This window comes from Kitasatospora sp. NPDC004240, assembly GCF_053603215.1.
This window is the reverse complement of the sequence record NZ_JBSGFD010000033.1, coordinates 35402-59087: the sequence shown is the minus strand read 5'-3', so window position 1 is coordinate 59087 and position 23686 is coordinate 35402. Positions and strand designations below refer to the sequence as shown.

Here is a 23686-nt window from a genome sequence, read left to right as displayed (position 1 = left end):
GGCCCGCCCGGGGATCCCCGGGCGGGCCGTCGGTTTTCGGCGGGGCGGAGGGACGGCAGGGACCGCCCCGGGAGCCGCCGACTCGGGCGACCGTCCCGGCTCAGATGACCGTCTCGGCCTCCAGGTAGCGCTCCTGCGGCACGGTCTTCAGCTCGGCGACCGCCTCCGCCAGCGGCACCAGGTTGATGTTGGTGCCCTGCAGCGCGGTGATGTGCCCGAACGCGCCCTTGTGCACGGCCTCGACGGCGTGCCAGCCGAAGCGGGTGGCCAGCACGCGGTCGTACGCGGTCGGGGTGCCGCCGCGCTGGGTGTGGCCGAGGATCACCGGACGGGCCTCCTTGCCGAGCCGGTGCTCCAGCTCGCGGGAGAGCTGGGTGGCGATGCCGGTGAAGCGCTCGTGGCCGTAGATGTCCTTGCTGCCCTCCTCCCAGTGCATGGTGCCGGGCTCGGGCTTGGCGCCCTCGGCGCAGACCACGATGGCGAACTTCTTGCCGCGCTCGAAGCGCTCGCGGACGACCTCGGTGAGCTTGTCGATGTGGAACGGGCGCTCCGGGACGACGATCGCGTGGGCGCCGGCAGCCATGCCCGCGTTGAGCGCGATCCAGCCGGTGTGCCGGCCCATGACCTCGACGACCATGACGCGCTGGTGCGATTCGGCGGTGGTCTTCAGCCGGTCCAGGGCCTCGGTGGCGACCGAGACGGCGGTGTCGAAGCCGAAGGTCACGTCGGTGGCGGCGATGTCGTTGTCGATGGTCTTCGGCACGCCGACGACCGGCAGTCCGCCGTCGCTCATCAGCTTGGCGGCCTTGAGGGTGCCCTCGCCGCCGATCGGGATGACGGCGTCCAGGCCGAGGTCCGCGCAGAGGCGCTTGGCGCGCTCGACGCCGTCGCGCAGGTGGCTGGGCTGCACCCGGGAGGACCCGAGGATGGTGCCGCCCTGGGCGAGGATGCCGCTGACCGAGTCCAGGGTCAGCGGGTGGTAGACGCCTTCGAGAAGTCCGCGCCAGCCGTCCTGGAATCCGATGATCTCGTCGCCGTGGTCGACCACCCCCCGGTGGACCACGGAACGGATCACAGCGTTCAGTCCGGGGCAGTCACCGCCGCTGGTCAGCATTCCGATACGCATTGCTTTGCAACTCCCGAGCAGAACCGAGGAACGGCCGGACTCACAGGCTGGGACCACTCCGTCACCGTAGCGGCACCCGCCCGCACTGTGGATGGCGTGGGGATGTCCGCGGGGTGAAGGGCCGGCGGATCCGGGCGAGGTGCCCCGGATCAGCCGTGAAGTCGAGCATACGGCCCCTGGTCCGGCCGGGCAGGAGCCGACGCGGGAGCGGCGCCATCGGCGCCCCCGCGTGGAAATGCAGCCTGCTGCCGAGGAGGGTGTGCAGCCGGCAGCCCCATTGTCGTACGTCCCGGCCGTCGCGCGGGCCGGGTGACCGTATTCCGGGCACCCGGCCCGCCGTCGGGCTCGGACCTACGCGGGGCGCGTGGGTGGCCCCTGGACGGGGCGCGGGGGTCGGCCCCCGGGCGGGGGCCGTGGGGCGCGCCCCCGGAGGGGCGCGGGTTCGGGCCCCTAGGCGGGGCGCGAGGTGGCCGCGATGCGCTCGGCGCGCAGCGCGTCGTACCAGGTGGTGTCGGCCGGCGGCAGGGCGTTGACGTCCAGCGCCAGCTTGATCAGCATGTCCGCGACGGCGGGGTTGCGCGCCAGCACCGGGCCGTGCAGGTAGGTGCCGAAGACGGTGTCCCGCCAGGCGCCCTCGGTGCCGTCGCCGGTGCCGTTGCCCCGGCCGACGGTGACGTTGGCGAACGGCTGGACGCCCTGGCCGAGGTGGGTGACGCCCTGGTGGTTCTCGAAGCCGGTCAGCTGCGGCAGGCCGAGCCGCGGGTCGACGTCGGCGAGCACGTCGCCGACGCAGCGGGCGCCCTCGCCGCGGGTGGTCCAGACGTCGAGCAGGCCCAGGCCCGGCTCGCGCTCGCCGAGGTCGTTGACGAACTCGTGGCCCATGATCTGGAAGCCGGCGCAGACGCCGAGGATGATCGCACCGTTCTCGGCGGCCCGGACCAGTCCGCTGTCGGCGCGCAGCCGCTCGGCGGCCAGTCGCTGCGGACGGTCCTCGCCGCCACCGATCAGGTAGATGTCGCCGCTGGTGGGCACCGACTGGTCGGAGCGGACGTCGATCCGGGTCACGCCCAGGCCGCGCTGGCGGGCCCGGCGCTCGACGACCAGGGCGTTGCCGCGGTCGCCGTAGGTGCTGAGCAGGTCCGGGTAGACCCAGACCACGCGCAGGCTGCTCTCACTCATCCTCGAAGGCCTTCCGTACGTGAGGTGGGCTGCTGGGCCGGCATCAGCCGGCCACGACCTTCCGCAGCTGCTGGAAGGCGGTGTAGTTGGCGATCGCCTCGATCCGGCCGGGCGGGGCCATCCGGACGGCCTGCTCCAGCGAGTCCACCACGTGGAACTGCAGCCCGGCGACCTCCAGACGCACCGCGAGGTCCAGCTTGCGCTGGCCCATCACGAAGACCGGGTGACCGGCCAGGCGCTCGTAGTCGACGTCCCAGAGCCAGGAGGTGTCGGTGCCGTCGGCGTCGAGGGCGTTGACCGAGAGGATGACCGGCGCCGGCGGGCCGTCGATCAGCGAGAAGGTCTCCAGCCAGCCGGCCGGGTTCTTCGCCAGCAGCAGCCTTATGTCGCGGCCCTGGTACTGGACCACGTCGTAGCGGCCGGCCACCGCGGTCACCGACTGCATCCGCTCCAGCGCGACCTGCGGCGCGACGCCGAAGACGGCGGCGACGGCGGCCGAGCTGGTGGCGTTGGCCAGGTTGGCCCGGCCGGGCAGCTGCAGCTGGATCGGCCAGGCACCGCGCTGCGGGTCGATCACGTGGGTGCCCTGGAGCGCCCAGTGCGGGTTGGGCCGGCGGAAGCCGCAGTCCTGGCAGAACCAGTCGTCGCCGGGACGCTGCATCACGCCGCCGCAGGCGGGGCAGGACCAGGCGTCCTCCTTCCACGCCTGCCCGGCGGCCACCCAGACCACCTTCTTGCAGGAGGAGGCGGCCCAGGTCACCAGCGGGTCGTCGGCGTTGGCGACGACCACGGCCTCGGTGTCCTTGAGGCCCTCGCGCCACTTCTCCGCCATCATGCGGGTCTCGGCGGCGCGGTCCAGCTGGTCGCGGGAGAGGTTGAGCAGGGCGATCGCCTTGGGACGGGTGTCCCGGGCGACCCCGGCCAGGTACTTCTCGTCGACCTCGATCACGCCGAAGCGGGCGTCCGAGCCGCCGGCCAGGGCGGAGGTGATGCCGGCCGGCATGTTGGCGCCGAGCGCGTTGGAGACCACCGGGCCGGCGGCGCGCAGTGCCTCGGCGATCAGCCGGGTGGTGGTGGTCTTGCCGTTGGTGGCGCTGACCAGCACCACGTCCAGGTGGTCGGCGAGGGTGGCGAGGAGGTCGGGGTCGAGCTTGAGCGCCACCTTGCCGCCGATCACCGAGCCGCTTCCGCGACCGGCCTTGCGGGACACGGCGGCGGCCATCCGGCCGGCCGTGACGGCGATCTTGGCGCGGGCCGGCAGCGAGGCGTCGCGTGCGCCTGTGGGCTCCGATTCGGTGCCTGCCATGCTCAGTGGTTCCTCCTTGCTGCGGCACCACCCGGGACCGGACTACGGGCCGACGGGCGGCGGGGACGGGGCCAGCCTACCGACTCCGCCGCCGGGCCCGTCGCTCCGGACCCCGTGCGGCCTGCCGGTACGGCCGACCCGGGCCCGGGCGGGGGAGCCTGACGGCCGGTCAGGAAGGCGGTGTACGGACGGTCGGTCGTCGCGGAGGACGCCCGCGCGGACACCTCCGGTTCCGAGGGCCCCGGGCGGGGCCTCGGCGGGCCCCGCACGACGGGTACGGGCCGGCGCGACGCAGGCCGACGGGCCGGACGGCGTCCCCGCCGTCCGGCCCGCTCAGCCCTTCCGTCCCCGGGGCCAGGGGGCCGCCACCCCGTCCCGTCGCCGGGCCCGGGGGCCCGCCGCCCCACACGTGGCCGGCCCGTGGCCCTACGCGCCGCCGGGGCGGGTCGGCCAGGGCACCGGCAGCTCGTCGGCCGCCTCCGCCAGGTGCGCGGTGATCACCAGGGTGCCGTCCTCCACCTGGTAGTCCAGCGGCGCGGCCAGCCGCCGCATGGTGGAGATCAGCCCGGTGTTGGACGACTGGGTGATCGCGTACACCGTCTCCACCCCGGCCTCCAGGGCCAGCGCGGACATCCGGCGCATCAGGTCGAGCCCGAGTCCGCGCCGCTGCCAGGCGTCCTCGACCAGGACGGCGACCTCGGCGCTGTCGTCGTCCCACATCAGGTGCCCGAGGGCGACCAGCCGGCCGTCCGGGGCCTCCACGGCCAGGGTCTGGCCGTGCCGGGCGTCCAGCAGGTGGTCCAGGTAGCGGTCGGCGTCCCGGACCGGGCCGTGGTAGCGCTTGCGCAGGGTGTCGGCGGAGCAGCGGCCGTGCATGGCCAGCGCCGCCTCCTTGTCGCCCGCGTCGGCCCGGCGGACGGTGAGGTCGGCGCCGGCCGGCAGGGTCAGCCGGGCCCGGACGTCCGGGACCCGCGGCCCGAGCAGGGTGTCCAGCTCGACCAGGGCCTGGGCCCGGGCGAACTCGGTCGGGGTGAACGGCAGGTGCGGCCGGCTGAGCTCGATGAGGTCACCGGACGGGACGGGCAGCCGCATCACGTGGCCGTCCACCCCCGCGCCGGCCTTCGCCCCGCCGCCCGGGTACTGCCGGATCGTGCACTGGCCGAACAACTGGCGCAGCGCGACCGGCAGCTCGGCGGCGTCCAGCGCGGTCCGGGTGGCCAGGGCCAGCACGTGGGTGGGCATGTCCACCAGGTCGTGAGCGTCGGCGGGGTCGGTCCAGATGTCGTCACCGCCGGCCGCCGCGACCACCGCGGCCAGCTCGGCGCGGGCGAGCGACTTCGGGGCGCGCACGAAGAACTCGTCCACGGTGCCGTCCGGCAGCGGGTGCGACTGCATCGAGACGATGTTCACCTGCCGCTCGGCGAAGGCCGTGCACACCCGCGCCAGGCTGCCGGGGGAGTCCTGGACGGTGGTGCGCACCCGCCACAGCACGGTCTCCTCGAAGTCGTGCAGCGGGCCCCGCACCTCGGCGGCGGCCGACGCCGGCCCGGCCGCCCCGGCGGGTCCCTCCGGGCCCGGTGGTCCGTGCAGTCGGTGCCGGTCGGCCCACCAGGCGTGGAACAGGGCCGTGGCGAGCAGTGCGGCGGCCGAGGCGGCCAGCACCAGCGGGCCGCTCGGGCCGTGCACCACGATCTTGGCGACCAGGTCGGCGGCGGTCACGGAGAGGAAGATCGCGGCGAGTTCGACGGTGTCGCGGCGCCACCGGTGCGCCTTGGCGCCGCGCCGCTGGGCACGGGAGGGGGTCGGGGTCGGGGTTCTGTCGGGCGTCAGGTTCTCCAGGTGCTCCATGCCATCAATCTGCCGCTCAGGTGTTTCGCGATCACGAATCCCCCGTGACCTGTCGGTTAATGTCTCCGGGCCCCGGTTAACGTCGCAGGTCGGAGGGCCGGTGCCGTCGGAGGGCGCCGGACGCGGACCCGCCGCCGCTGCCCGGGGCGACGGGCCCGCAGTCCTCCCAACGACCCGCGGTCGCCCCGGGTGCCGCGGTGATGACAACGATTCACCGCCGCCCCGGGTCACGCGGCGGCACCGGCGGGCCCGGGTCACGCGGTGGCACCGCTGGGCCCGGCGGCACCGGTGGCTCACCACCTCCGAGGGCGTCAGCCGGCCGCCGTCACCTCGCGGGCCGCCTCCTTGACCTCGGCGACCAGCAGCGCCAGGTCCGCCTCGGTGGTGGCGGCGTTCAGCAGACAGGCCCGCAGCATCTCCTCGCCGGCCAGCCGGGCCCCGGTGACGAACACCCGGCCGCGCCGCTGCACGGCCACCGGCAGCTCCCGGTTGAGCGCGTCACGGGCCGCGGCGTCGCGTCCGGGCGCGCGGTGGCGGAACGCGACGATCGAGGTCCGCACCGGCGCCAGCAGCTCCAGCTCCGGGTCCGCCTCGACCAGCTCGCCGAGCCGGCGGGCCAGTGCGGTGCAGCGGGCGATGTCGGCGGAGAGGCCGGCCCGGCCGCGGTGGGCGATGGTCGCCCACACCTTGAGCGCCCGGAACGGCCGGGTCTGCTCGGTGCCGTACTCGGAGAACCAGCCGAGGTCGCCGGCCGCCTCGTCCCGCAGGTAGGACGGCACCAGGCTGAACGCGGCGCGCAGTTCCCCGGGGTCGCGCACCAGCGCGCAGCCGCAGTCCACCGGCACGCCGAGCCACTTGTGGGGGTCGAGCGCCAGCGAGTCGGCCCGGCCGAGGCCCGCGTAGGCGTCGGCGATGACCGGGTCCAGCACGCCGAAGGCCCCGTACGCGCCGTCCACGTGCAGCCACAGCCCCTGCTCCTCGCAGAGGTCGGCGATCGGGTCGAAGGCGTCCACCGCGCCGGTGCCGACCGTGCCGGCGGAGGCGACCACCAGGAACGGCAGCAGCCCGTCGGCCCGGTCGCGCTCGACGGCGGAGCGCAGCGCGGCCGTGTCCAGCAGCCCGTCCGGGCCGGTGTCGACGGTGCGCAGGTACCGGCTGCCGAGGCCCAGCAGCTCGGCGGCCTTGCGGACGCAGGAGTGGGTCTCGCCGGTGGCGTACGCGACCAGCGGGGGCAGGCCCGAGAGGCCCTCCTCGCGCAGGTCCCGGCCGGCCCGGCGGGCGGCGCGGTTCCGGGCGGCGGCCAGGCAGACGATGGTGGCCATGGAGGTGCCGGAGGTGAGCAGTCCGCCGCCGGGCGGGTGCGGGAAGCCCACCAGCTCGGCGATCCAGCGGACCACGGCCCGCTCCAGGTGGACGTCGGCGTGGTCGCCGCCGGCCGAGCTGGGGTTCATCGCGGCGGCGGCCAGGGTGGCGAGCACCCCGGCGGGGGCGGGGGCGGAGTTGACCCAGCCGAAGAACCGCGGGTTGCCGTTGCCCATCGGGTACGGCAGGACGTCCCGGCCGATGTCCGTCAGCAGCTCGTCCAGCGGGCGGCCGTGCTCGGGCAGTGGCGCGTCGAGCAGCGCCTTCCGTGCCGCCTCGGGCACGGGCTGCCAGACGGGGCGGCCCGGCAGCTCGGCGAGGTGGTCGGCGACCAGGTCGGCGGCCAGGTGCGCGGCCGCCCGGAAGCCGGGGCCGGCGGGGTCGGTCGGGGTGGTCGGCGCGGGTCCGGACGGGGTGGACGGGACGGGCGCGGCCGTACGGTCATCGGTCACGTGGCGCTCCTGCGGTCGGCGGTTGCCGGCGCGGCGTCCTCGGCGCACCCGGATCTGCGCAGATCCTATGCGGCGCGGGCGTCCGGGACGGTGCCGACGGGGGTGGTGATCGCGTCGCCCGGCCGCCGACGGCCGAGGGCCCCGGTCCCCGCTGCGGCGCTCTGCCGTGGCGGGTACCGGGGCCCTCGGGCCAAGTTGTGGGTCCGGGTCCGGTTGCGGGGTCCGGGCCGGTTCAGTCCAGGGAGCCGGAGAGCCCGCTGGCCGTCCGGCAGTAGCCCTGCATCTCCTTGTTGGTGATCTTGGCGCAGAGCCGGCCGGCGGCCCCGCCGTCGGTGTAGTTGACCGTGTAGTAGCTGACCAGGCCCTCGGCGCAGGCCTTGCGCTGCCAGCCGTCGGCGGCGGTGGCGCACTGCTGGGCGGCCCAGTCCTCGCGGTCCAGGTTGTACTTCATGGTGCGCGAGCCGACGCCCCGGCTGCAGTCCACCGCCCCGCCGCTCGCCTTGCCGTTGAGGCACCACTTGAGCGCGTCGCCGTACACCTCGGGGTGGTTGGCGTAGTCGTGCGAGGACAGGTAGAAGGTCGGCGCGTAGAAGAAGCAGGCGGACTGGAACAGCGCCGGCTGCTCCTTGCACGGGTAGAGCGGGTCCTGGGCCAGCTTGTCGGCGGGGAGGTTGGCCTTGGCGGTCTCGTCCTCCTCGTCCGGGCCGAAGAGCTGCATGAACAGGCCCTCCGAGCAGCGGATCCGGTTCTGGTCGGTGGTGAACTTGTTGCACAGTTCGCGGGCCTTGGCCACGTCCTGCTTGGCGACGAACATGGTGCCGTGGCCCACGCCGTGGATGCACGGGCCGCTGTTCTTGGGCGCGCACAGCTTCAGCAGGTCGACCTCGGGCTGGGCGGAGGCGTTCAGCATCTCCTCGACCGCGCCGTGCAGGTAGCCGGCGGCGCAGGTCTCGTGCGGGAAGGAGATGACCTTCTGGAAGTCGGCGTTGAAGCGCTTGACCGCCTGGTGGCCCAGCTCGTGCGCGATCGGGTGGCAGAACCGGACGGTGTACGGCAGCTGCTTGCTGATCCGGTCGAGCGAGGCCAGCGCGACCCCGGGGTCGGTCTGCTCCATCTCGGTCATCAGCTTGTTGCGCAGCGTCGAGCGGGTCCACACCGCGGGGTCGCCGGTCGGCGTGGCACTCGCCGCCCCGGCCGTGCTCCCGGCCCCGACGGCCTGCGCGCCGCCGCCCGCCGCACCGGGCGCCGCCGAGGAGGTGGCGGAGGTCGCGGTCGCGGGCGTCCAGTCGGTGACGGCCACCGAGCCGAGGCCCAGGACCCCGAGCAGCAGGGCGGTGAGAATCGCGAACGCTCGCGGTTGCATGACGGAGATCCCCCGGCGGATCGAGACGGACGGTCGTTCCCATCCTGACGGCACCGGTGTGCGATTCGGTTGCTTTCGACCGCCATTCGGGAGGTGTCGGCGACGCTACCGCACGGCGCATCCGCTCAACGAAGCGGGCCGTCCGCTCGTCACCGAGGGTGAGACACCCGGACGGCCCGCACACAGTGGAAGTAGGTCAGAGGTCCAGGGCCACCTGGTAGTCCGTCAGCCAGGCGTTCAGGTCCAGGGCCAGTTCGGCGGCGAGCCGCACCGCCTGCGGGTCGGTGCCGGGGGCCAGCGCGTCGCCGAGCGCCCGCCGGTCGAGCAGCGCGTGCACCGGGGCGGAGCGATCGGCGGCCAGCTCGGCGAGCCCGGCCCGCAGCAGCGCCGGGTAGTGCGGGTCCTGGACGACCGGGTACGGGCTCTTCGCCCGCTCCGCGACCCCGGCCGGCAGCAGGTCCCGGACGGCGGCGCGCAGCAGGCTCTTCTCCCGGCCGTCGAAGCTCTTCATCGCCCACGGCGCGTTGAACACGTACTGCACCAGCCGGTGGTCGCAGAACGGCACCCGCACCTCCAGGCCGTTCGCCATGCTCATCCGGTCCTTGCGGTCGAGGAGCACGCAGACGAAGCGGGTCAGGTTGAGGTACGAGATCTCCCGCATCCGGCCCTCGACCGCGTCGGCGCCGGGCAGGTGCGGCACCTCGGCCAGCGCCTCCCGGTAGCGGGCCCGCCGGTAGCCGTCCAGGTCGAGCTTGGCGAGCAGCCCGGTGTCCAGGAGCTGTTCGCGCGGGCCGGCGCCCGGGCCCGCGAGCTGGGTGAAGGCGCGGGCCCAGGGGAAGTCGTCGGCGGCGATCAGCGCGGGGTCGTGGAACCAGGTGTAGCCGCCGAAGAGCTCGTCCGCCGACTCGCCGGAGAGCGCGACCGTGGAGTGGCGGCGCACCTCGCGGAAGAGCATCAGCAGGGAGGTGTCCATGTCGCCGAAGCCGGTCGCCACGTCCCGGGCGTGGAGCACCTCGGCGCGCCGCGCCGGGTCGGAGAGGTCGGCGCTGTCCAGCAGGATGGTGCGGTGGTCGGCGCCGACGTGCGCGGCGGCCATCCGGGCGTACGGGCCGTCCGGGGTCTGCCGCAGCCGGTCGGCCCTGAAGTGCTGGTCCTGGCCGGTGAAGTCCACGTCGAAGGAGCGGACCGGGCCGGCGCCGGCCGCGGCCAGCGAGCGGGCGGCGAGCGCGGTGATGGCGCTGGAGTCCAGGCCGCCGGAGAGCAGCGAGCAGAGCGGCACGTCCGCGTCGAGCTGGCGGTGGACGATGTCCTCCAGCAGCGCGCGGACGGTGGCGACGGTCCGCTCCAGGTCGTCGGTGTGCTCGCGGGCCTCCAGCGCCCAGTAGCGGTGGACCGTGAGGCCCTCGCGGCGGACCCGGACGAGGTGGCCGGGCCGCACCTCGGCGATGCCCCGGTAGGCGGTCAGGCCCGGGGTGCGGGTGACGGCGAGCAGTTCGCGCAGCCCGTCCGGGTCGACGGCGGGGCGGACCGCGGGGTGGGCGAGCAGGGCCTTGGGCTCGGAGCCGAAGACCACGCCGTGCGGGGTGGGGTGGTAGTGCAGCGGTTTGACGCCCATCCGGTCGCGGACCAGCAGCAGTTCCTCGGTCCGGGCGTCCCAGACGGCGAAGGCGAACATGCCGTTCAGCCGTTCGGCGAGGCCGGCGCCCCACTGCAGGTAGGCGCGCAGCACCACCTCGGTGTCGCTGCGGGTGCGGAAGCGGTGGCCGGCGGCCTCCAGCTCGGCGCGCAGCTCGCGGTGGTTGTAGACCTCGCCGCTGTAGGTGAGGGCGACCAGCGGCCGGCCGTCCTCCTCGACGCTCATCGGCTGGACGCCGCCCGGCAGGTCGATCACGGCGAGCCGGCGGTGGCCGAGTGCCGCGTGCCGTTCCACGTGAGTGCCGCCGGCGTCCGGGCCGCGGCAGAGCTGGGTGGCGGTCATCGCGTCGAGCACGGCACGTTCGGCGGTCAGGTCGCGGTCGAAGGCGACCCATCCGGTGATCCCGCACATCAGCAAGCCTCCGGTCTCCCGACGGGCGCCCCGGCGGTCCCTCCCCGCGGGTGTCCCCGATGCGTACGCGGAGAATCACGCTACGTGATCATTCGGGGCGGGTTCAAGGGGAGTGTCGACAAGAAGACATCGAGGATTGGATCGTGGATTGAGCTGAAAGTCTTAAGATCTGCCCGAATTCGGGCAGGATCTTTGGCCGGGCGCCGTCCGCCCGCCTAGGCTCCCCACTCGTGTCCAGCTCACCGCACCCTCACGAGGACCTGCTCGCCCACCTCACCCGGACCAGCCCGCTCGGGCCCCGGGAGGCCGCGCGGGTCGTGGCGGAGGTCCTCGCGTACTTCTCCGAGAGCACCGAGGAGTTCGTACGCCGCCGCCACGGTGAGCTCCAGGCACGCGGACTGACCAACGAGAAGATCTTCGCCCGGCTCGCCGAGGAACTGCCCGGCCGCCGGGTCGCGGCGCCCGAGCTCTCGGCCCGCCAACTGCGCCGGATCGTCTACGGCTGAGCGCCGGTCACCCTCACCGGGCGGCGCGCAGTCGCCCGGCGACCCGCGCCCACCCGGCGGACCACCCTCACCCACCGTCCACCCTCACCAAGGAGACCCACATGTGCGGAATCGTGGCCTACATCGGCCCCAAGGACGCGACCCCCTTCCTGCTGGAGGGCCTGGCGCGGCTGGAGTACCGCGGCTACGACTCGGCCGGCGTCGCCGTGACCGGGCGCACCGGCGGCCTGAAGGTCCGCAAGGTCAAGGGCCGGGTCGCCGACCTCGCCGCCGAGGTCCCCGCCCGCTTCAAGGGCACCACCGGCATCGGCCACACCCGCTGGGCCACCCACGGCGTCCCCAGCGACGCCAACGCCCACCCGCACCTGGACAACGCCGAGCGCATCGCCGTCGTCCACAACGGCATCATCGAGAACGCCGACGAGCTGCGCGTGCGGCTCACCGCCGAGGGCGCGGTGTTCCGTTCCGAGACCGACACCGAGGTCCTCGCCCACCTGATCGCCGCCCACGCGGTGGAGGGCACCGAGCTGGAGGACGCCGTCCGGGCCGCCCTCGGCAAGGTCGTCGGCACCTACGGCATCGCCGTCGTGGACGCCGAGCAGCCCGACCGCATCGTGGTCGCCCGCAACGGCAGCCCGATCGTGCTGGGCATCGGCGAGAAGGAGATGTTCGCCGCCTCCGACGTCTCCGCGCTGGTCCGCTACACCCGCCAGGTCGTCCACCTGGAGGACGGCGAGCTGGCCACCGTCCGCGCCGACGGCTTCCGCACCTTCACCGAGGACGCCCGCACCACCCACCGCCAGCCGTCCACCGTGGACTGGGAGATCGACTCCTTCGACACCGGCGGCTACGAGCACTTCCTGCTCAAGGAGATCCACGAGCAGCCCGGCTCGGTCGAGCGCACCCTCAGCGGCCGCCTCGACGAGCGCTTCGCCACCGCCCACCTCGGCGGCCTCAACCTGGACGCCCGCGAGCTGCGCGAGATCCGCCGGGTCAAGATCCTCGGCTGCGGCTCCGCCTACTACGCCGGCGAGATGGGCGCCCAGCTGATCGAGGAGCTCGCCCGGATCCCCGCGCACAGCGAGCCCGCCTCCGAATTCCGCTACCGCAACCCGGTCATCGAGGCCGACACCCTCTACATCGCGGTCAGCCAGTCCGGCGAGACCTACGACACGCTCGCCGCCGTCCAGGAGATCAAGCGCAAGGGCGGCCGCGTCCTCGGTGTGGTCAACACCGTCGGCAGCGCCATCGCCCGCGAGTGCGACGGCGGCATCTACCTGCACGCCGGCCCCGAGATCTCGGTCGCCTCCACCAAGGCCTTCACCTCCACGGTGATCGCCTTCTCCCTGCTCGCCCTGCACTTCGGGCGCATCCACGACCTCTCGCCCGCCGACGGCCGCCGGATCGTCGACGCGCTGCGCGCCCTGCCCGGCCAGATCCGCGAGGTCCTGGAGCAGAGCGAGGCCATCGCCGACCTGGCCGCCGAGTACGCCGAGAGCGCCGGGATGATGTTCATCGGGCGCGTCCGCGGCTACCCGGTCGCCCGCGAGGGCGCGCAGAAGCTCAAGGAGATCAGCTACGTCCACGCGGAGGCCTACCCCGCCAGCGAGCTCAAGCACGGCCCGCTCGCGCTGATCAGCCCCGAACTGCCCACGGTGGCCCTGGTGCCCGACGACGAGCTGCTCGACAAGAACCTCACCACCCTCGGCGAGATCAAGGCCCGCTCCGGCCGCGTCATCGCGATCGCCCACCGCCACCCCGAGGCCAAGCTCGCCGACCACGTCATCCTGGTCCCCAAGAGCGAGCCCGAGCTCGACCCGCTGCTCCTCAACATCCCGCTCCAGCTGCTCGCCTACCACGCGGCGGTGGCCCTCAAGCGGGACGTGGACAAGCCGCGCAACCTGGCGAAGAGCGTCACCGTCGAGTAGTCACCGGCCCAGTAGCCCCCCGACCCAGGATCCCCCGGCCAACCGGCCGGGGGATTCCGGTGTCTGACGGATGATCCGTACAGCGATCTTCTAGAGTCGCCTGCGGCACGCACGAACGAGAGGCAGCAGCGATGAACGAGCAGGCACCGGAGCCCTTCGAGCCCGTCCGCGAGGACTGGGGGACCGCGCTGGCGGTCGTCGCCCACCCCGACGACATGGAGTACGGCGGTGCCGCCGCCGTCGCCCGCTGGACCTCCCAGGGCAAGAAGGTGATCTACCTGATGGTCACCAGCGGCGAGGCCGGCATCGACTCGATGCACCCCGACGAGTGCGGCCCGCTGCGCGAGGCCGAGCAGATCGCCTCCGCCGCCGTGGTCGGCGTCGACACCGTCGAGTTCCTCGGCCACCCCGACGGCACCCTGGAGTACGGACTGCCGCTGCGCCGCGACATCGCCCGGGCGGTGCGCCGCCACCGGCCGGACATCGTCATCACCAGCAACTTCCGCGAGACCTACGGCGGCACCTTCCTCAACCAGGCCGACCACATCGCCGTCGGCCGGGCCACCGTGGACGCGGTGCGCGACGCGGCCAACCGCTGGGTCTTCCGCGAGCTGCTGGAGGAGGGCCACGAGCCCTGGAACGGGGTGCGCGAGGTCTGGGCGGCGGCCTCCCCGGACTCCCGGCACGCGGTGGACACCACCGAGCACTTCGACCTGGGCGTCGCCTCGCTGGAGGAGCACCGGGCCTACCTGGCCGGGCTCGGCGGGGCGATGGCGGACGCCCGGGAGTTCCTGGAGGGCTTCGGGCGGGGCGCCGGCAGCCGGCTGGGGACGCGCTTCGCGGTGCCGTTCGAGGTGTTCCCGATCGGCTGACCCCGTACGGCTTTGACCTCGACCGTGCGGGCGGCGGCCGGGCGGGTGGTGTCCGCTCAGTCGCCGTTCGTTCAGTCGCCGTCCGGCCGGCGGCCGTTCGTGGCGCCGCCGTCGGCCGTGCCGTTGCCCGCGGGTGCGCCGCCCGGCGCGGTGCCGGTGGGGGCCGTGTCCTCGGGTGCGTCCGTGGTGGGCGTGCCGCCGTCCGGTCGCCGGCCCGCGCGCCGGCGGCGGCGCAGCAGCGCGCGGAGGGCGACCAGCGCGATCACCACGCCGAGCCCGATCAGCAGCCAGAGCTGGTAGCGGACGATCGTCCGGTACACCGCGCCGATGTTGGCGCCGGCCAGGTAGCCGAAGGCGGACCAGACGCCCACCCAGAGCGCGGCGCCCAGGGCGTTGAAGGGCAGGAAGCGGCGCCAGGCCATCCCGGTCGTCCCGGCGATGATCCCGTTGGTCTGGCGCAGGCCGTCCACGAAGCGGGCGACGGTGACCACCTTGCCGCCGTGCCGGGCGAAGAAGCCGTCCGCCCGCTCCATCCGGGCGGGCGTGAGCAGGACGTAGCGGCCCCAGCGGTGGACGAAGGCGCGGCCGCCGGTGCGGCCGATCAGGTAGCCGAGGCAGTCGCCGACGACCGCGGCGACGAAGGCGATCGTCACCACGGCCGCGAGGCTCAGGTGCCCCGCGCCGGCGTAGACGGCGGCGAGCACCAGGATGGTCTGGCCGGGCGCCGGGATCCCGCAGTTGTCCAGCAGGACCAGCCCGGCGAGCGCCAGGTAGCCGTGGTCCTCCAGCAGCGGCGCCAGGGCGGCGAGCGGGCCGGGGAGCTCGGTGGCGGGGTCGGACACGTCAGCGCCGCCCCGCGCGGGCCGGACGCGGGGCGGCGGACGGCGCGGGCGTCAGCGCGGCTTCTCGGCCGGCTCGATGCTGCAGTCCGGACCCGGGTAGATCAGGCCCTCGTGGCCGTCCTCGAAGCGGACCACGTAGGGCGGTTCGCCGTTGGCCCCGCGCACCTCGGTGATCTCGCCCTTCTGGTCGACCATACCCACCGACCTGCTGTGGATGTGGAGCTGGTCACCTACCACTGCGTGCACGATCTGCTCCTCGGGTAGTGCGTGGCGACTGGCCCGCCGTGCTGCCCTGCGGTCCAGCGGTACTGCTTCCACTGTGCTTCGACCCGGGCCGACCCGCAACGGAAGACGGACGCGGGACGGCGGGCGGGCGCCGGCGGGCGGGCGAGGGGCGGGGCCTACCGGCGCGGGGCCTACCGGGCCTCGCCCAGCCGGTCGGCCAGGTAGCAGCGGACCAGGCGCTTGCACTCGGCGATCAGCGCCGGGTCGCCGTCCGGGTCGGTGCGGAAGGCGAGCTTGAGCACGGCGTCCGCCGACTCCAGGGCGACCCGCAGGCCCAGGGTGAGGGCGGCCGGGTCCTGCGCGGCGAACAGTTCGCCGCCGAGGGACCGCAGGCGCAGCGCGACCGCGGTGTTGTTGTCCAGCTCGCCGTCGAGCAGGTGCCGCTCGTCGAGCGGCGGCTCGCCGGCCCCGGTCCGCGGGTCGGCAGGGCCGGGGGCGCCGACCAGGCCGAAGTCCATCTGCCGGAACCCGGGCACGGTCCGCTTCATGGCGACGAACTCCTCGACCGCCAGATCGGTGAACCCGGCGAGCAGGGTGGGCCGTTCGGTGGAGAGCCGGTGGTCCAGCCGCCGGACGTACTGCTCCAGGTTGCGGCCGGCCAGCGCGGCGAGCAGGTCCTCCTTGCCGCCGAAGAACTGGTACAGGGTGCCGATCGGCACCCCGGCCCGGGCGGCGACCTCCTTGGTGGTGAGGGCGGCCGGAGTGACCTCGTCCAGGAGCCCGGCGCAGGCGTCCAGCATCCGTTCGTACCGTTCCTGGCTGCGCTGCTGCACCGGACGCCGTCGGCCGGTCCCGGTGGCCCGCCCGGCGGCTCCGTCACTCCTGGTGTCCGCCCTCATGGGGCCCACTGTGCCGCATCGGGCGTCGGCCGGGCGAATCACCCGCCGCGGGGCCGGCCCGCCGAGGGCCTCCGTCCATGGGGCCTACCTAGGCGAGCGGGAAATCGACGCCGTGCTCCTCCGCCGGCCGGGGCCCGAGGATGCGCCGTTCGGCCTCGGTGATGGCGACGTCGTTGATGCTGGCCTCGCGCCGGCGCATCAGTCCGTGGTCGTCGAACTCCCACAGCTCGTTGCCGTAGCTGCGCCACCACCGGTCGTCCGCGTCGCGCCACTCGTACTGGAAGCGGACGGCGATCCGGTCCTCGTGGAAGCTCCACAGGCTCTTGCGCAGCGCGTAGTCCCGTTCGCGCTCCCACTTCGCGGTCAGGAACCCGACGATCTCCTCGCGGCCGTTGACGAAGGTGTCCCGGTTGCGCCACACCGAGTCCGGTGTGTAGGCCAGGGCCACCCGGTGCGGGTCGCGGCTGTTCCAGGCGTCCTCGGCGGCCTGCACCTTCCGCAGGGCGGTCTCCAGGGTGAACGGGGGGTAGGGCGGGCGGTCCTCGGGCACGACGGTCCTCCTAGGTTGAGAACGTGCGTTCTACAGTGATGACGCCTACGATAGGAAACGCCCGTTCTCTACGTCAAGGAGCGTTCCCATGCCGGCCCCGATCACCGAGGAGCAGAACCGCCTCGACCGCGAGTCCCTGCTCGACGCGGCGGAGCGCCTCTTCTACGACCGGGGCATCCAGGCGGTCGGCATGGACGAGGTCCGGGCCGCCTCCGGCCTGCCGCTGAAGCGCATCTACCGCTTCTACGCCGCCAAGGAGGACCTGGTGGTGGCGGTCCTCCGGCGCCGCGACCGGTCCTGGCGGGGCCGGCTGGCCGAGCACGTGGAGCAGGTCGAGGACCCCCGCGAGCGGGTGCTGGCGGTCTTCGACTGGCTCGCCGGCTGGTTCGCCGAACCGGGCTTCCGCGGCTGCGCCTGGATCAACGCCTTCGGCGAGCTCGGCGCCTCGTCCGAGCCGGTCCTCGCCGAGGTCCGGTCCCACAAGCAGGCCTTCCACGACCAGATCGCGCTCTGGGTCCACGCCACCGGCCGACCCGTCGCCGAACCGGTCTTCCTCCTCGCCGAGGGCGCCATCGTCACCGCCGGCATCACCGGCGACCCCGCCCCGGCCCACCACGCCCGTACGGCTGCCGAGGCCCTGCTCGTCGGCGCCTGACGTCCCGGCGGCCCGGCGCCCGGCCTCCTGGCGGCCCGGCGCCTGACCGGGTCCCCGCCGCCGGGCCTCTGGCGTTTCGGGGGAGCGTCATTAACATGAGTAATCCTCATGTTTCCGAAGGGGCAACGATGCCGGACCCTCTCGCACCCCCGCGACGCACCCCCGCCTCCGCGCTCGGGGCGGCCGTGAGAAGACTCGCGATCCGCGCCCTCGTGGTCGCGACGGCCCTGTCCGCCTTCGCCGCGACGGGCGCCGGCACCGGATCGGCGGCGCCCTCCGCCACCGGCTCCGCACCCGAGGTGCTCACCGGCCCACGGCTCGCCGCCTCCTGGACCGGACCGCTCAGCACCCGCGGCCGGTACGTCGTCGACGCCTCCGGTAACCGGTTCAAACTGAAGTCCGGCAACTGGGCGGGCGCGCAGGGCACCTGGCAGGGCAGCGGCCCGACCACCGACCCGGCCAACAACCAGGCCGGCCAGGTCTCGTACAACATCCCGCTCGGCCTGGACCGCGCCCCGATCGGCGACATCCTGCGGGGCTTCCACGAGTTGGGGCTCAACAGCATCCGGCTGCCCTTCGCCAACGCGATGGTCCACGACACCGTGCCGGTGCCGGACGCGGCCGTCACCGCCAACCCGCAGCTGCGCGGCAGGACCCCGCTGCAGGTCTTCGACGCCGTGGTGGCGGCCCTCACCGCCGACGGCTTCGCGGTGATCCTCAACAACCACACCACCAGCTACCGGTTCTGCTGCGCCCTGGACGGCAACGAACGCTGGAACAGCGGCCAGTCCACCCAGCAGTGGGCCGACGACTGGGTGTTCATGGTGAAGCGGTACGCGGCCGACAAGCGGGTGGTCGGCGCCGACCTGCGCAACGAGATCCGCCGCGACACCTGGGACGACCCCAACTGGGGCCTCGGCGACGCCCACGACACGTACGCCGCCTACCAGGAGGCCGGCAACCGGATCCTCCGGGCCGTCCCCGACCTGCTCATCGTCATGGAGGGCATCAACTGGTACGGGATACCGGCCGCCCTCTTCGATCACGGCCGCCCGCAGCTCACCCCGGTGGCCACGCTCTCCAACACCCTGATCCACTCCGGCAAGCTGGTCTACTCCGCCCACTTCTACGGCTACACCGGCCCGGCGCACACCGGCGCTTCCGGCGGCCTCGGCTGGACCGACGACCCGCGCTACCAGGACTTCACCCCGGAGCAGCTGGCCGCGGTGGTGAACCGCGAGGCCCTGTTCGTCACCCAGGCCGGCCAGCACTTCACGGCGCCGGTGTGGGTGAGCGAGTTCGGCGCGGGCGGCCGCGGTACCGGCGATGCCAAGGAGCAGGCCTGGTTCCGCCACTTCACCGACATCCTGGTCGCCAACGACACCGACTTCGCCGTCTGGCCGCTGGTCGGCTGGCAGAACGGCGGTGTCCCGCAGGACAGTTGGGCCCTGCTCTCGTACGACCCGGCCGGGCGCCGGATCTCGGTCCAGGACCCGGGCGACTGGCGGGCCGCCGACTGGAACAAGCTGGTGGGCGCGCCCTCCCGCACCGGCGAGGTCCCGAGGTCCGCGCACTGGAACCTGCTCGACCTCGACCACGCCGACCACAACGCCTCGATCCGGATGACGGCGCGCCCCGACTGGAGCCCCGGCAACCGCAAGGGCACCTGCCCCGACGGCCAGCGCCTGGCCGGCCTCGGCCGCGGCTCCAGCCGGGGCCTGTGCACCGACGCCGGCCAGCCGGCCGTCGGCGCCGGCGACTGGGTGACCGTCAGCGACGAGCGGTACGTCACCCACGGGGACTGGGCGTCCGGCTACGACAAACTGCAGTGCCCGGACGGCCACTTCGCGGTCGGCCACGCCGTGCGCTCCAACGCGATGGCCGCACTGCTCTGCGCGCCCGCCGCCCGCCCGCTGCCCGTCACCGGCCGCAACGTCTGGTTCGACCACGGCGACAACCGCCCGCCCGCCTCCACCGGCTCCGACTCCGCGGCGAGCGACTGGGCCCCCGGCCACTACAAGGGCCAGTGCGCCTCCGGCGAGTATGTCGCCGGCGTCGCGATGACCTGGCGCTGGCTCCACTACGGCGCCCCGGACGCCCTCCTCTGCCGCCCGCTCGGCTGACGGTCGCCGACTTCGCTCACCGCCAAAGGAGTTCAGCCACTCAAGGAGCTTTTGTCGGAGTGTGAGTCGGCCGGGCCGGGCGGCGGGCCCGGCCGACTCACGCTCCGCGCCCGAGCCTCAGGCCCGAGGCGATGTGGCGGTGTATCAAGGGCCGCTCCGAGTGGCCTGCGGGTCCTCGCCCGGGCGCCATGAGTCTCGGTCGCGGAGGTGGTCGAACTCCTCGACCTCGGTGGCGAGGACGTCGAAATGGGGGAGCGGGGCCCAGAGCCGCCGTTCGCCGATGACGTAGAGGCGCCGTTTGGCGCGGCTGGCGGCGACGTTGAGCAGGTGCGGGGTGCGGGCGGCCCAGTCGCGGGCACCGGGTCGGCCGCCGCCGAGGACGAGGATGACGACGTCGGCTTCCTTGCCCTGGGCCCGGTGGACGGTGGCGCAGCGTTCGTCGAGTAGTTCGAACGTCCAGCCGGGGCGGTCGCCGCAGATCTTCTTGCATTCGGCCACCAGGGCGCGGAACGGGGCGATGACGCGCAGCCGGGTGAGGTCGACACCGTGCTGGTCGAGGCGGTCGAGGACGTAGGTGAAGGCGCGGCGGTCGCGTTCGCCCCAAGGGGCGTCGGGCGCGCGGGTGGGGTCGTCGGTGTTGAGCCAGCGACTGGGCAGCAGGCCGTCGCGTTCCTCGTCCGGGAAGGGCTTGCCCGGTGTGCCGTAGACCATGAGGCCGTCGTAGGCGACCTCGTTGCTGATGGTGAACATCGGTTCTTCGCAGCGCCGGTGGACGCGCAGGGGCGAGCCGACCCAGACGTGTCCGTCGCCGTCACCGTCGCCGTTGGGGTCGGGAAGGTAGGTGCCGTAGCGGTTGGTCCGGTCGGCGACGGCTTGGGCCGAGGTGGTGGAGGGCAGCCACTGCTCGTCGACGTCGTAGGCGAGCAGCAGCCGACGCTGGAGGGCGGTGGGCATGGTGACGACGGGTTCGAGCTGGAGGGGATCTCCGACCAGGACGGCGTTGCGGGCCCGCCACAGGGCTCCGACCGCGGCCTGCGGAGTGGCCTGGCCGGCCTCGTCGACCAGGACCCAGCCGATGCTGCCCCGGCCGAGTCGGGCGAACATGCTGCCGATGGAGGAGAAGGTGGTGGAGACGACCGGGACCAGGAGGAAGAGGGTCTGCCAGGCGCGCTCGACCTCCTCGTCGGGAATCGGCCCGTTGGTGTTCGTCATCAGCTCCATGAGGACCTGGAGGTTCCCGTGGATCTTCTTCGCGGCCCCGGCGACCAGGGCCCGGTGCAGGTCGAGGGCGCGCAGGAACAGGTCGCTGCGGGCGGTGGACCAGGCCTCGTCGGACCAGGGCGAGCCGAGTTCCTGATCGTGCTCGTCGAGGTGGAGCCAGGCGAGCGGCAGCGAGGGCAGTGTCGTCGCGGCCTCGCGCAGGAGACGGTGGCGGGCGTCGAGGTCGGCGATGGCGGCGTCCAGGTCGTCCCGGGCCGCTGCGGCGGAGGTCCGGGCGGCAGAGAGCTCGCCGGCCACCGCGTTCTCCCGCGAGAGAGCGGCCCGTACGCCGGCCCGGGCGATCGCGAGCGCGTCGTCCGCCCGGTCGACCGCGGCGTCGGCGGTGCTGTGGAGGTCGATGGCGAGGGCCTCGGCGCGGACCGCGTCGGCGACCTGCTCGACGGCCTCGTCCAGGGCACGGCGCTGCTGGACGAGCAGGTGCGCGATCTCGGCCTGGGTGCGTGCGTACTGCTGCTCGGCGGCCTGCCGGTCGGCCGTGCTCCGCAGCAGTCGGCGCAGCCCGCCGCGCACCCCGCGCTCCAGTACCGGCGGCGCGTCGTGGCGGGCGGTCAGCGCGTCCACGTACTCACGGTGGTGTGCGGCACGCTCCCGCGCTCCGGACAGCCGCGAACGGGCGGACGACAGCTCCTGCCGGGCCCTGGGCACACCCTCGCCGGCCGTCCGGCGCCCGGCCTCGGCCGCCACCGCCGCGCCGTGGGCGTCGGCGACGACGGCGTTGGCCGCCTCCAGCCGGGCCAGGCACGCCCCCACCTGCTCGTCGGCCCGTTCGACCGCGGCTCCCAGGTCCGCGATCCGCCGCCCCGCCCGGGACTCGACGGCCTCCAACGCGGCGGCCAGCCGGACGCGGTGCGCCCGCAGGCGTTCGACCTCGGCCTCGGCCGCGCGGAACGCGGCGACGGCCTGGCGCCACGACGGCACGGGCCGGGCCGGGGCCGCCGGCGGGACGCTGCCGGCCCCGGCGGCCGGGCGGCGTCCGCGGGCCGGGGCGTTCGGCGGGATCCAGTCGCTGAGGATCGCCTTCATGCCGCGCAGCGGCGGCAGCCCGGAAGCGGTGCGTGCGTCGTCCTCGTCCTTCGGGAGGCGGCCCCACCAGAACCGCTCGCCGAAGTCCTTGCGGTTGGTCTTGTTGCCGAGGACGGCCGCCACCAGGCCCCACGCCGGGGCCCCCTTGAGGAGCGCGGACGCGAGGTCGGAGAAGTGGTCCGGGCCGCCCTGCCACTGCTCGTCGAGCGCTCCCAGGCCCGGCAGTTCGGTGGTGATGTTCTCCACGGCGCCGTTGTTGGAGGAGGTGACCAGGATCTCGAACCCGCACAGCCGGGGGTCGAGTCGGGCGACATAACGCCGGTGTTTGCCCTGCCGGTCCAGGCCCTGCCACGCGCGGCCGGTGAACGCCTGCCACGGTTTCTCGAACGTCGCCATGACCGCCGCGCGTTCGACCACCAGGGCAGCCACCAGGTCGCGCAGCATCGTGGTCTTCCCGGTGCCCGGCGGGCCGTTCACCGAGAAGATCCCGCCCTCGCTGCCGCTGCGGTCGGCGAGCACGCGGTCGACCGCGAACTGCTGGCTCAGGGCGAGCGGGAACCTCGAAGGTGACGGCCACCGTCCGGCCGGCACCAGGGCCGGAGCCACCCCGGACAGGACCACTTCGCGCTCCTGCCGCACATCGGTGCGCGCGTCGATGTCCACCGACGCACGCTCCGTCAGGTAGGCGTCCAGTGCCGGTCCGACCCCCTTGTCGGCCGCCGCGCGTACTCGGGCGAGATCCGGGGGAAGGAGACTGTTCAGGAACGGCGCCGCAGCGGCGACCTTCGTCCGGGGATCACGCGGCACGTGGACCAGTCGGCTGCGCACGCGGATCGCCCGCGGTCGCAGGTGTGCCTCCACCCCGCACAGGTCCGCGATCTGCGCGGTGAGTGCCACCAGATCGGCCAGGCCCACCGCCCGAGGGCCGGCTTCGCCCGCAGTCGGCTGCGACGCCGCCTCCGTCTCCTCCGCCGGGGCTACGGGGTCCGCGGAGGTGGAGTGCCCCGTGCCGGTCCCGCCGCCGTCCTCCGCGGCGGGACGGCGGGCGGCCGCCCAGTCGGCGGCGCGCCGCACCAGCGGCTCGGCCGCACCTTGCAGCGCCGCGCCGGCGACCTCGCCGAACAGCGCCCCGACCGCGCCCACGGCCGCACCGCCCAGGATCTCGGCCAGCAGATGCTGCCAGCCTGAGGCCCTCGGCGGTACCGCGGGATCCACCGACACCGATGGGCGGTGCGGCGGCGGCTCGGGCACCGGTCCGGGGTGGTACGCGATGGCGGTGGCGGCCAGTTGGTCGATCGCGACGCCGAACGCCTTGTCGAGCTCCTCGAAGCCGTCCAGCCACCCTGGTGCGGTGGGCCCGGGGTCGAACAGCCGGCCGGTGGCCCAGGCACATGCGGAGATCACCGAGGTGTCCTCGATCGGCCGGCCCTCGTCGTCCAGGACCAGTGCGAACATCGCGCTCTGCCCCGACAGCACCAGCTCCGACTGCGGCACCCCGGGATCGGGTTCGGTCCCCGTGGGCAGCACCGCGATCATCGCCTGGCGCAGTGACTCCAGCTCGAAGATCCCGCCGTAGACCTCGTGACGCCACATCTTCCCGCGCGGGGCACGACGCTTCGCCGTGGTCGGGTGGTCCGGATCCCAGGGCAGCACCGGAAACACCCGGCCCGGGAGGGGGGTGACGTCCAGGACGTGGTCGCCGGCCGGGCCGGAGTGCCCGGCGCCGCGCCGGGCCGGCAGGGAAGGGATGCCCGGCGGGCTGAACAGCTCGATCGCCCGCCAGCACTCCAGCAGGTCCTCCCGGCGACGGTCCCGCGCCTGTCCGCTCCGCACCCATGCCCCCGTGTCAACCAGCGGCGCAGAGCCGCTTCGTGTGCTGATCAGCTGTGCAGAATCTACCGGACCCGGGCCGCCCCGGCCGAGTGATCGGGCCGCACCCGACCGGCCGTTCCGCCCCTGATGCCGTGCGGCTGCATGTGGCCGTTGCCCGGGCGGGTCAGGTGCCCCGTACGGGGGCGAGGAAGCTGCTCGGCTCTCCGCTCCAGGTCACTCGCAGCGCCTCCCGGGCGCGGGGGCGCAGCCCGTCGACGTGTCAGACC

General features: G+C 74.1%; 17 protein-coding genes. 5 read left to right on the top strand and 12 right to left on the bottom strand.

Annotation, left to right across the window (positions count from 1 at the left end; all coding sequences use genetic code 11):
• Window positions 1-100: 100 nt before the first annotated feature.
• From ACWEQL_RS11830 to asnB, 7 genes are all read right to left on the bottom strand, one after another.
• Window positions 101-1126: a 6-phosphofructokinase gene (locus tag ACWEQL_RS11830; protein WP_452150058.1), complete on the bottom strand. Its 1026-nt coding sequence runs from the start codon at window positions 1124-1126 to the stop codon at window positions 101-103.
• 450 nt (window positions 1127-1576) lie between these two features.
• The gene (locus ACWEQL_RS11825; RefSeq protein ID WP_452150057.1) at window positions 1577-2305 is read right to left on the bottom strand and encodes a type 1 glutamine amidotransferase; all 729 of its coding nucleotides are present in this window, start codon (window positions 2303-2305) and stop codon (window positions 1577-1579) included.
• 43 nt (window positions 2306-2348) lie between these two features.
• Window positions 2349-3611 carry a MurT ligase domain-containing protein gene (locus ACWEQL_RS11820; RefSeq protein ID WP_452150056.1) on the bottom strand — a complete coding sequence of 421 codons (1263 nt, stop codon included), beginning with the start codon at window positions 3609-3611 and terminating at the stop codon, window positions 2349-2351.
• A gap of 426 nt (window positions 3612-4037) precedes the next feature.
• Window positions 4038-5459, bottom strand: coding sequence for a GNAT family N-acetyltransferase (locus ACWEQL_RS11815; protein ID WP_452150055.1), 1422 nt, complete (start codon window positions 5457-5459; stop codon window positions 4038-4040).
• 311 nt (window positions 5460-5770) lie between these two features.
• Complete coding sequence (locus ACWEQL_RS11810; protein WP_452150054.1) at window positions 5771-7273, bottom strand: pyridoxal phosphate-dependent decarboxylase family protein; 1503 nt, start codon at window positions 7271-7273, stop codon at window positions 5771-5773.
• A gap of 232 nt (window positions 7274-7505) precedes the next feature.
• Window positions 7506-8636 (bottom strand): hypothetical protein, encoded by a 1131-nt coding sequence (locus tag ACWEQL_RS11805; RefSeq protein WP_452150053.1) that lies wholly within the window; start codon window positions 8634-8636, stop codon window positions 7506-7508.
• 196 nt (window positions 8637-8832) lie between these two features.
• Window positions 8833-10683 carry an asparagine synthase (glutamine-hydrolyzing) gene (gene asnB / locus ACWEQL_RS11800; protein ID WP_452150052.1) on the bottom strand — a complete coding sequence of 617 codons (1851 nt, stop codon included), beginning with the start codon at window positions 10681-10683 and terminating at the stop codon, window positions 8833-8835.
• A gap of 230 nt (window positions 10684-10913) precedes the next feature.
• Between asnB and ACWEQL_RS11795 the strand changes: the two genes are divergently transcribed.
• From ACWEQL_RS11795 to ACWEQL_RS11785, 3 genes are all read left to right on the top strand, one after another.
• The gene (locus ACWEQL_RS11795; protein ID WP_452150051.1) at window positions 10914-11189 is read left to right on the top strand and encodes a hypothetical protein; all 276 of its coding nucleotides are present in this window, start codon (window positions 10914-10916) and stop codon (window positions 11187-11189) included.
• Window positions 11190-11290: 101 nt separating this feature from the next.
• Window positions 11291-13117, top strand: coding sequence for a glutamine--fructose-6-phosphate transaminase (isomerizing) (gene glmS / locus ACWEQL_RS11790; protein WP_452150050.1), 1827 nt, complete (start codon window positions 11291-11293; stop codon window positions 13115-13117).
• A 131-nt stretch (window positions 13118-13248) separates the two neighbouring features.
• Window positions 13249-13989, top strand: a complete 741-nt coding sequence (locus ACWEQL_RS11785) for a PIG-L deacetylase family protein (protein ID WP_452150049.1) — start codon at window positions 13249-13251, stop codon at window positions 13987-13989.
• 71 nt (window positions 13990-14060) lie between these two features.
• Here ACWEQL_RS11785 and ACWEQL_RS11780 read toward each other — a convergent pair whose 3' ends face one another.
• From ACWEQL_RS11780 to ACWEQL_RS11765, 4 genes are all read right to left on the bottom strand, one after another.
• Window positions 14061-14831 carry a DedA family protein gene (locus ACWEQL_RS11780; protein WP_452150048.1) on the bottom strand — a complete coding sequence of 257 codons (771 nt, stop codon included), beginning with the start codon at window positions 14829-14831 and terminating at the stop codon, window positions 14061-14063.
• A gap of 51 nt (window positions 14832-14882) precedes the next feature.
• The gene (locus tag ACWEQL_RS11775) at window positions 14883-15077 is read right to left on the bottom strand and encodes a DUF1918 domain-containing protein (RefSeq protein WP_452150047.1); all 195 of its coding nucleotides are present in this window, start codon (window positions 15075-15077) and stop codon (window positions 14883-14885) included.
• A 170-nt stretch (window positions 15078-15247) separates the two neighbouring features.
• Entirely contained in the window at window positions 15248-15955 is a 708-nt protein-coding gene (locus tag ACWEQL_RS11770; protein WP_452150046.1) for a TetR family transcriptional regulator, read from the bottom strand.
• A gap of 88 nt (window positions 15956-16043) precedes the next feature.
• Window positions 16044-16505: a nuclear transport factor 2 family protein gene (locus ACWEQL_RS11765; RefSeq protein ID WP_452150045.1), complete on the bottom strand. Its 462-nt coding sequence runs from the start codon at window positions 16503-16505 to the stop codon at window positions 16044-16046.
• A gap of 88 nt (window positions 16506-16593) precedes the next feature.
• Here ACWEQL_RS11765 and ACWEQL_RS11760 point away from each other — a divergent pair, with 88 nt between their 5' ends.
• Both ACWEQL_RS11760 and ACWEQL_RS11755 read left to right on the top strand, forming a co-directional pair.
• Window positions 16594-17160, top strand: coding sequence for a TetR/AcrR family transcriptional regulator (locus ACWEQL_RS11760; RefSeq protein WP_452150044.1), 567 nt, complete (start codon window positions 16594-16596; stop codon window positions 17158-17160).
• Between the two features lie 128 nt (window positions 17161-17288).
• Window positions 17289-19283, top strand: a complete 1995-nt coding sequence (locus ACWEQL_RS11755) for a glycoside hydrolase family 5 protein (RefSeq protein WP_452150043.1) — start codon at window positions 17289-17291, stop codon at window positions 19281-19283.
• A gap of 144 nt (window positions 19284-19427) precedes the next feature.
• Here ACWEQL_RS11755 and ACWEQL_RS11750 read toward each other — a convergent pair whose 3' ends face one another.
• The gene (locus tag ACWEQL_RS11750; protein WP_452150042.1) at window positions 19428-23420 is read right to left on the bottom strand and encodes an AAA domain-containing protein; all 3993 of its coding nucleotides are present in this window, start codon (window positions 23418-23420) and stop codon (window positions 19428-19430) included.
• Window positions 23421-23686: the final 266 nt, after the last annotated feature.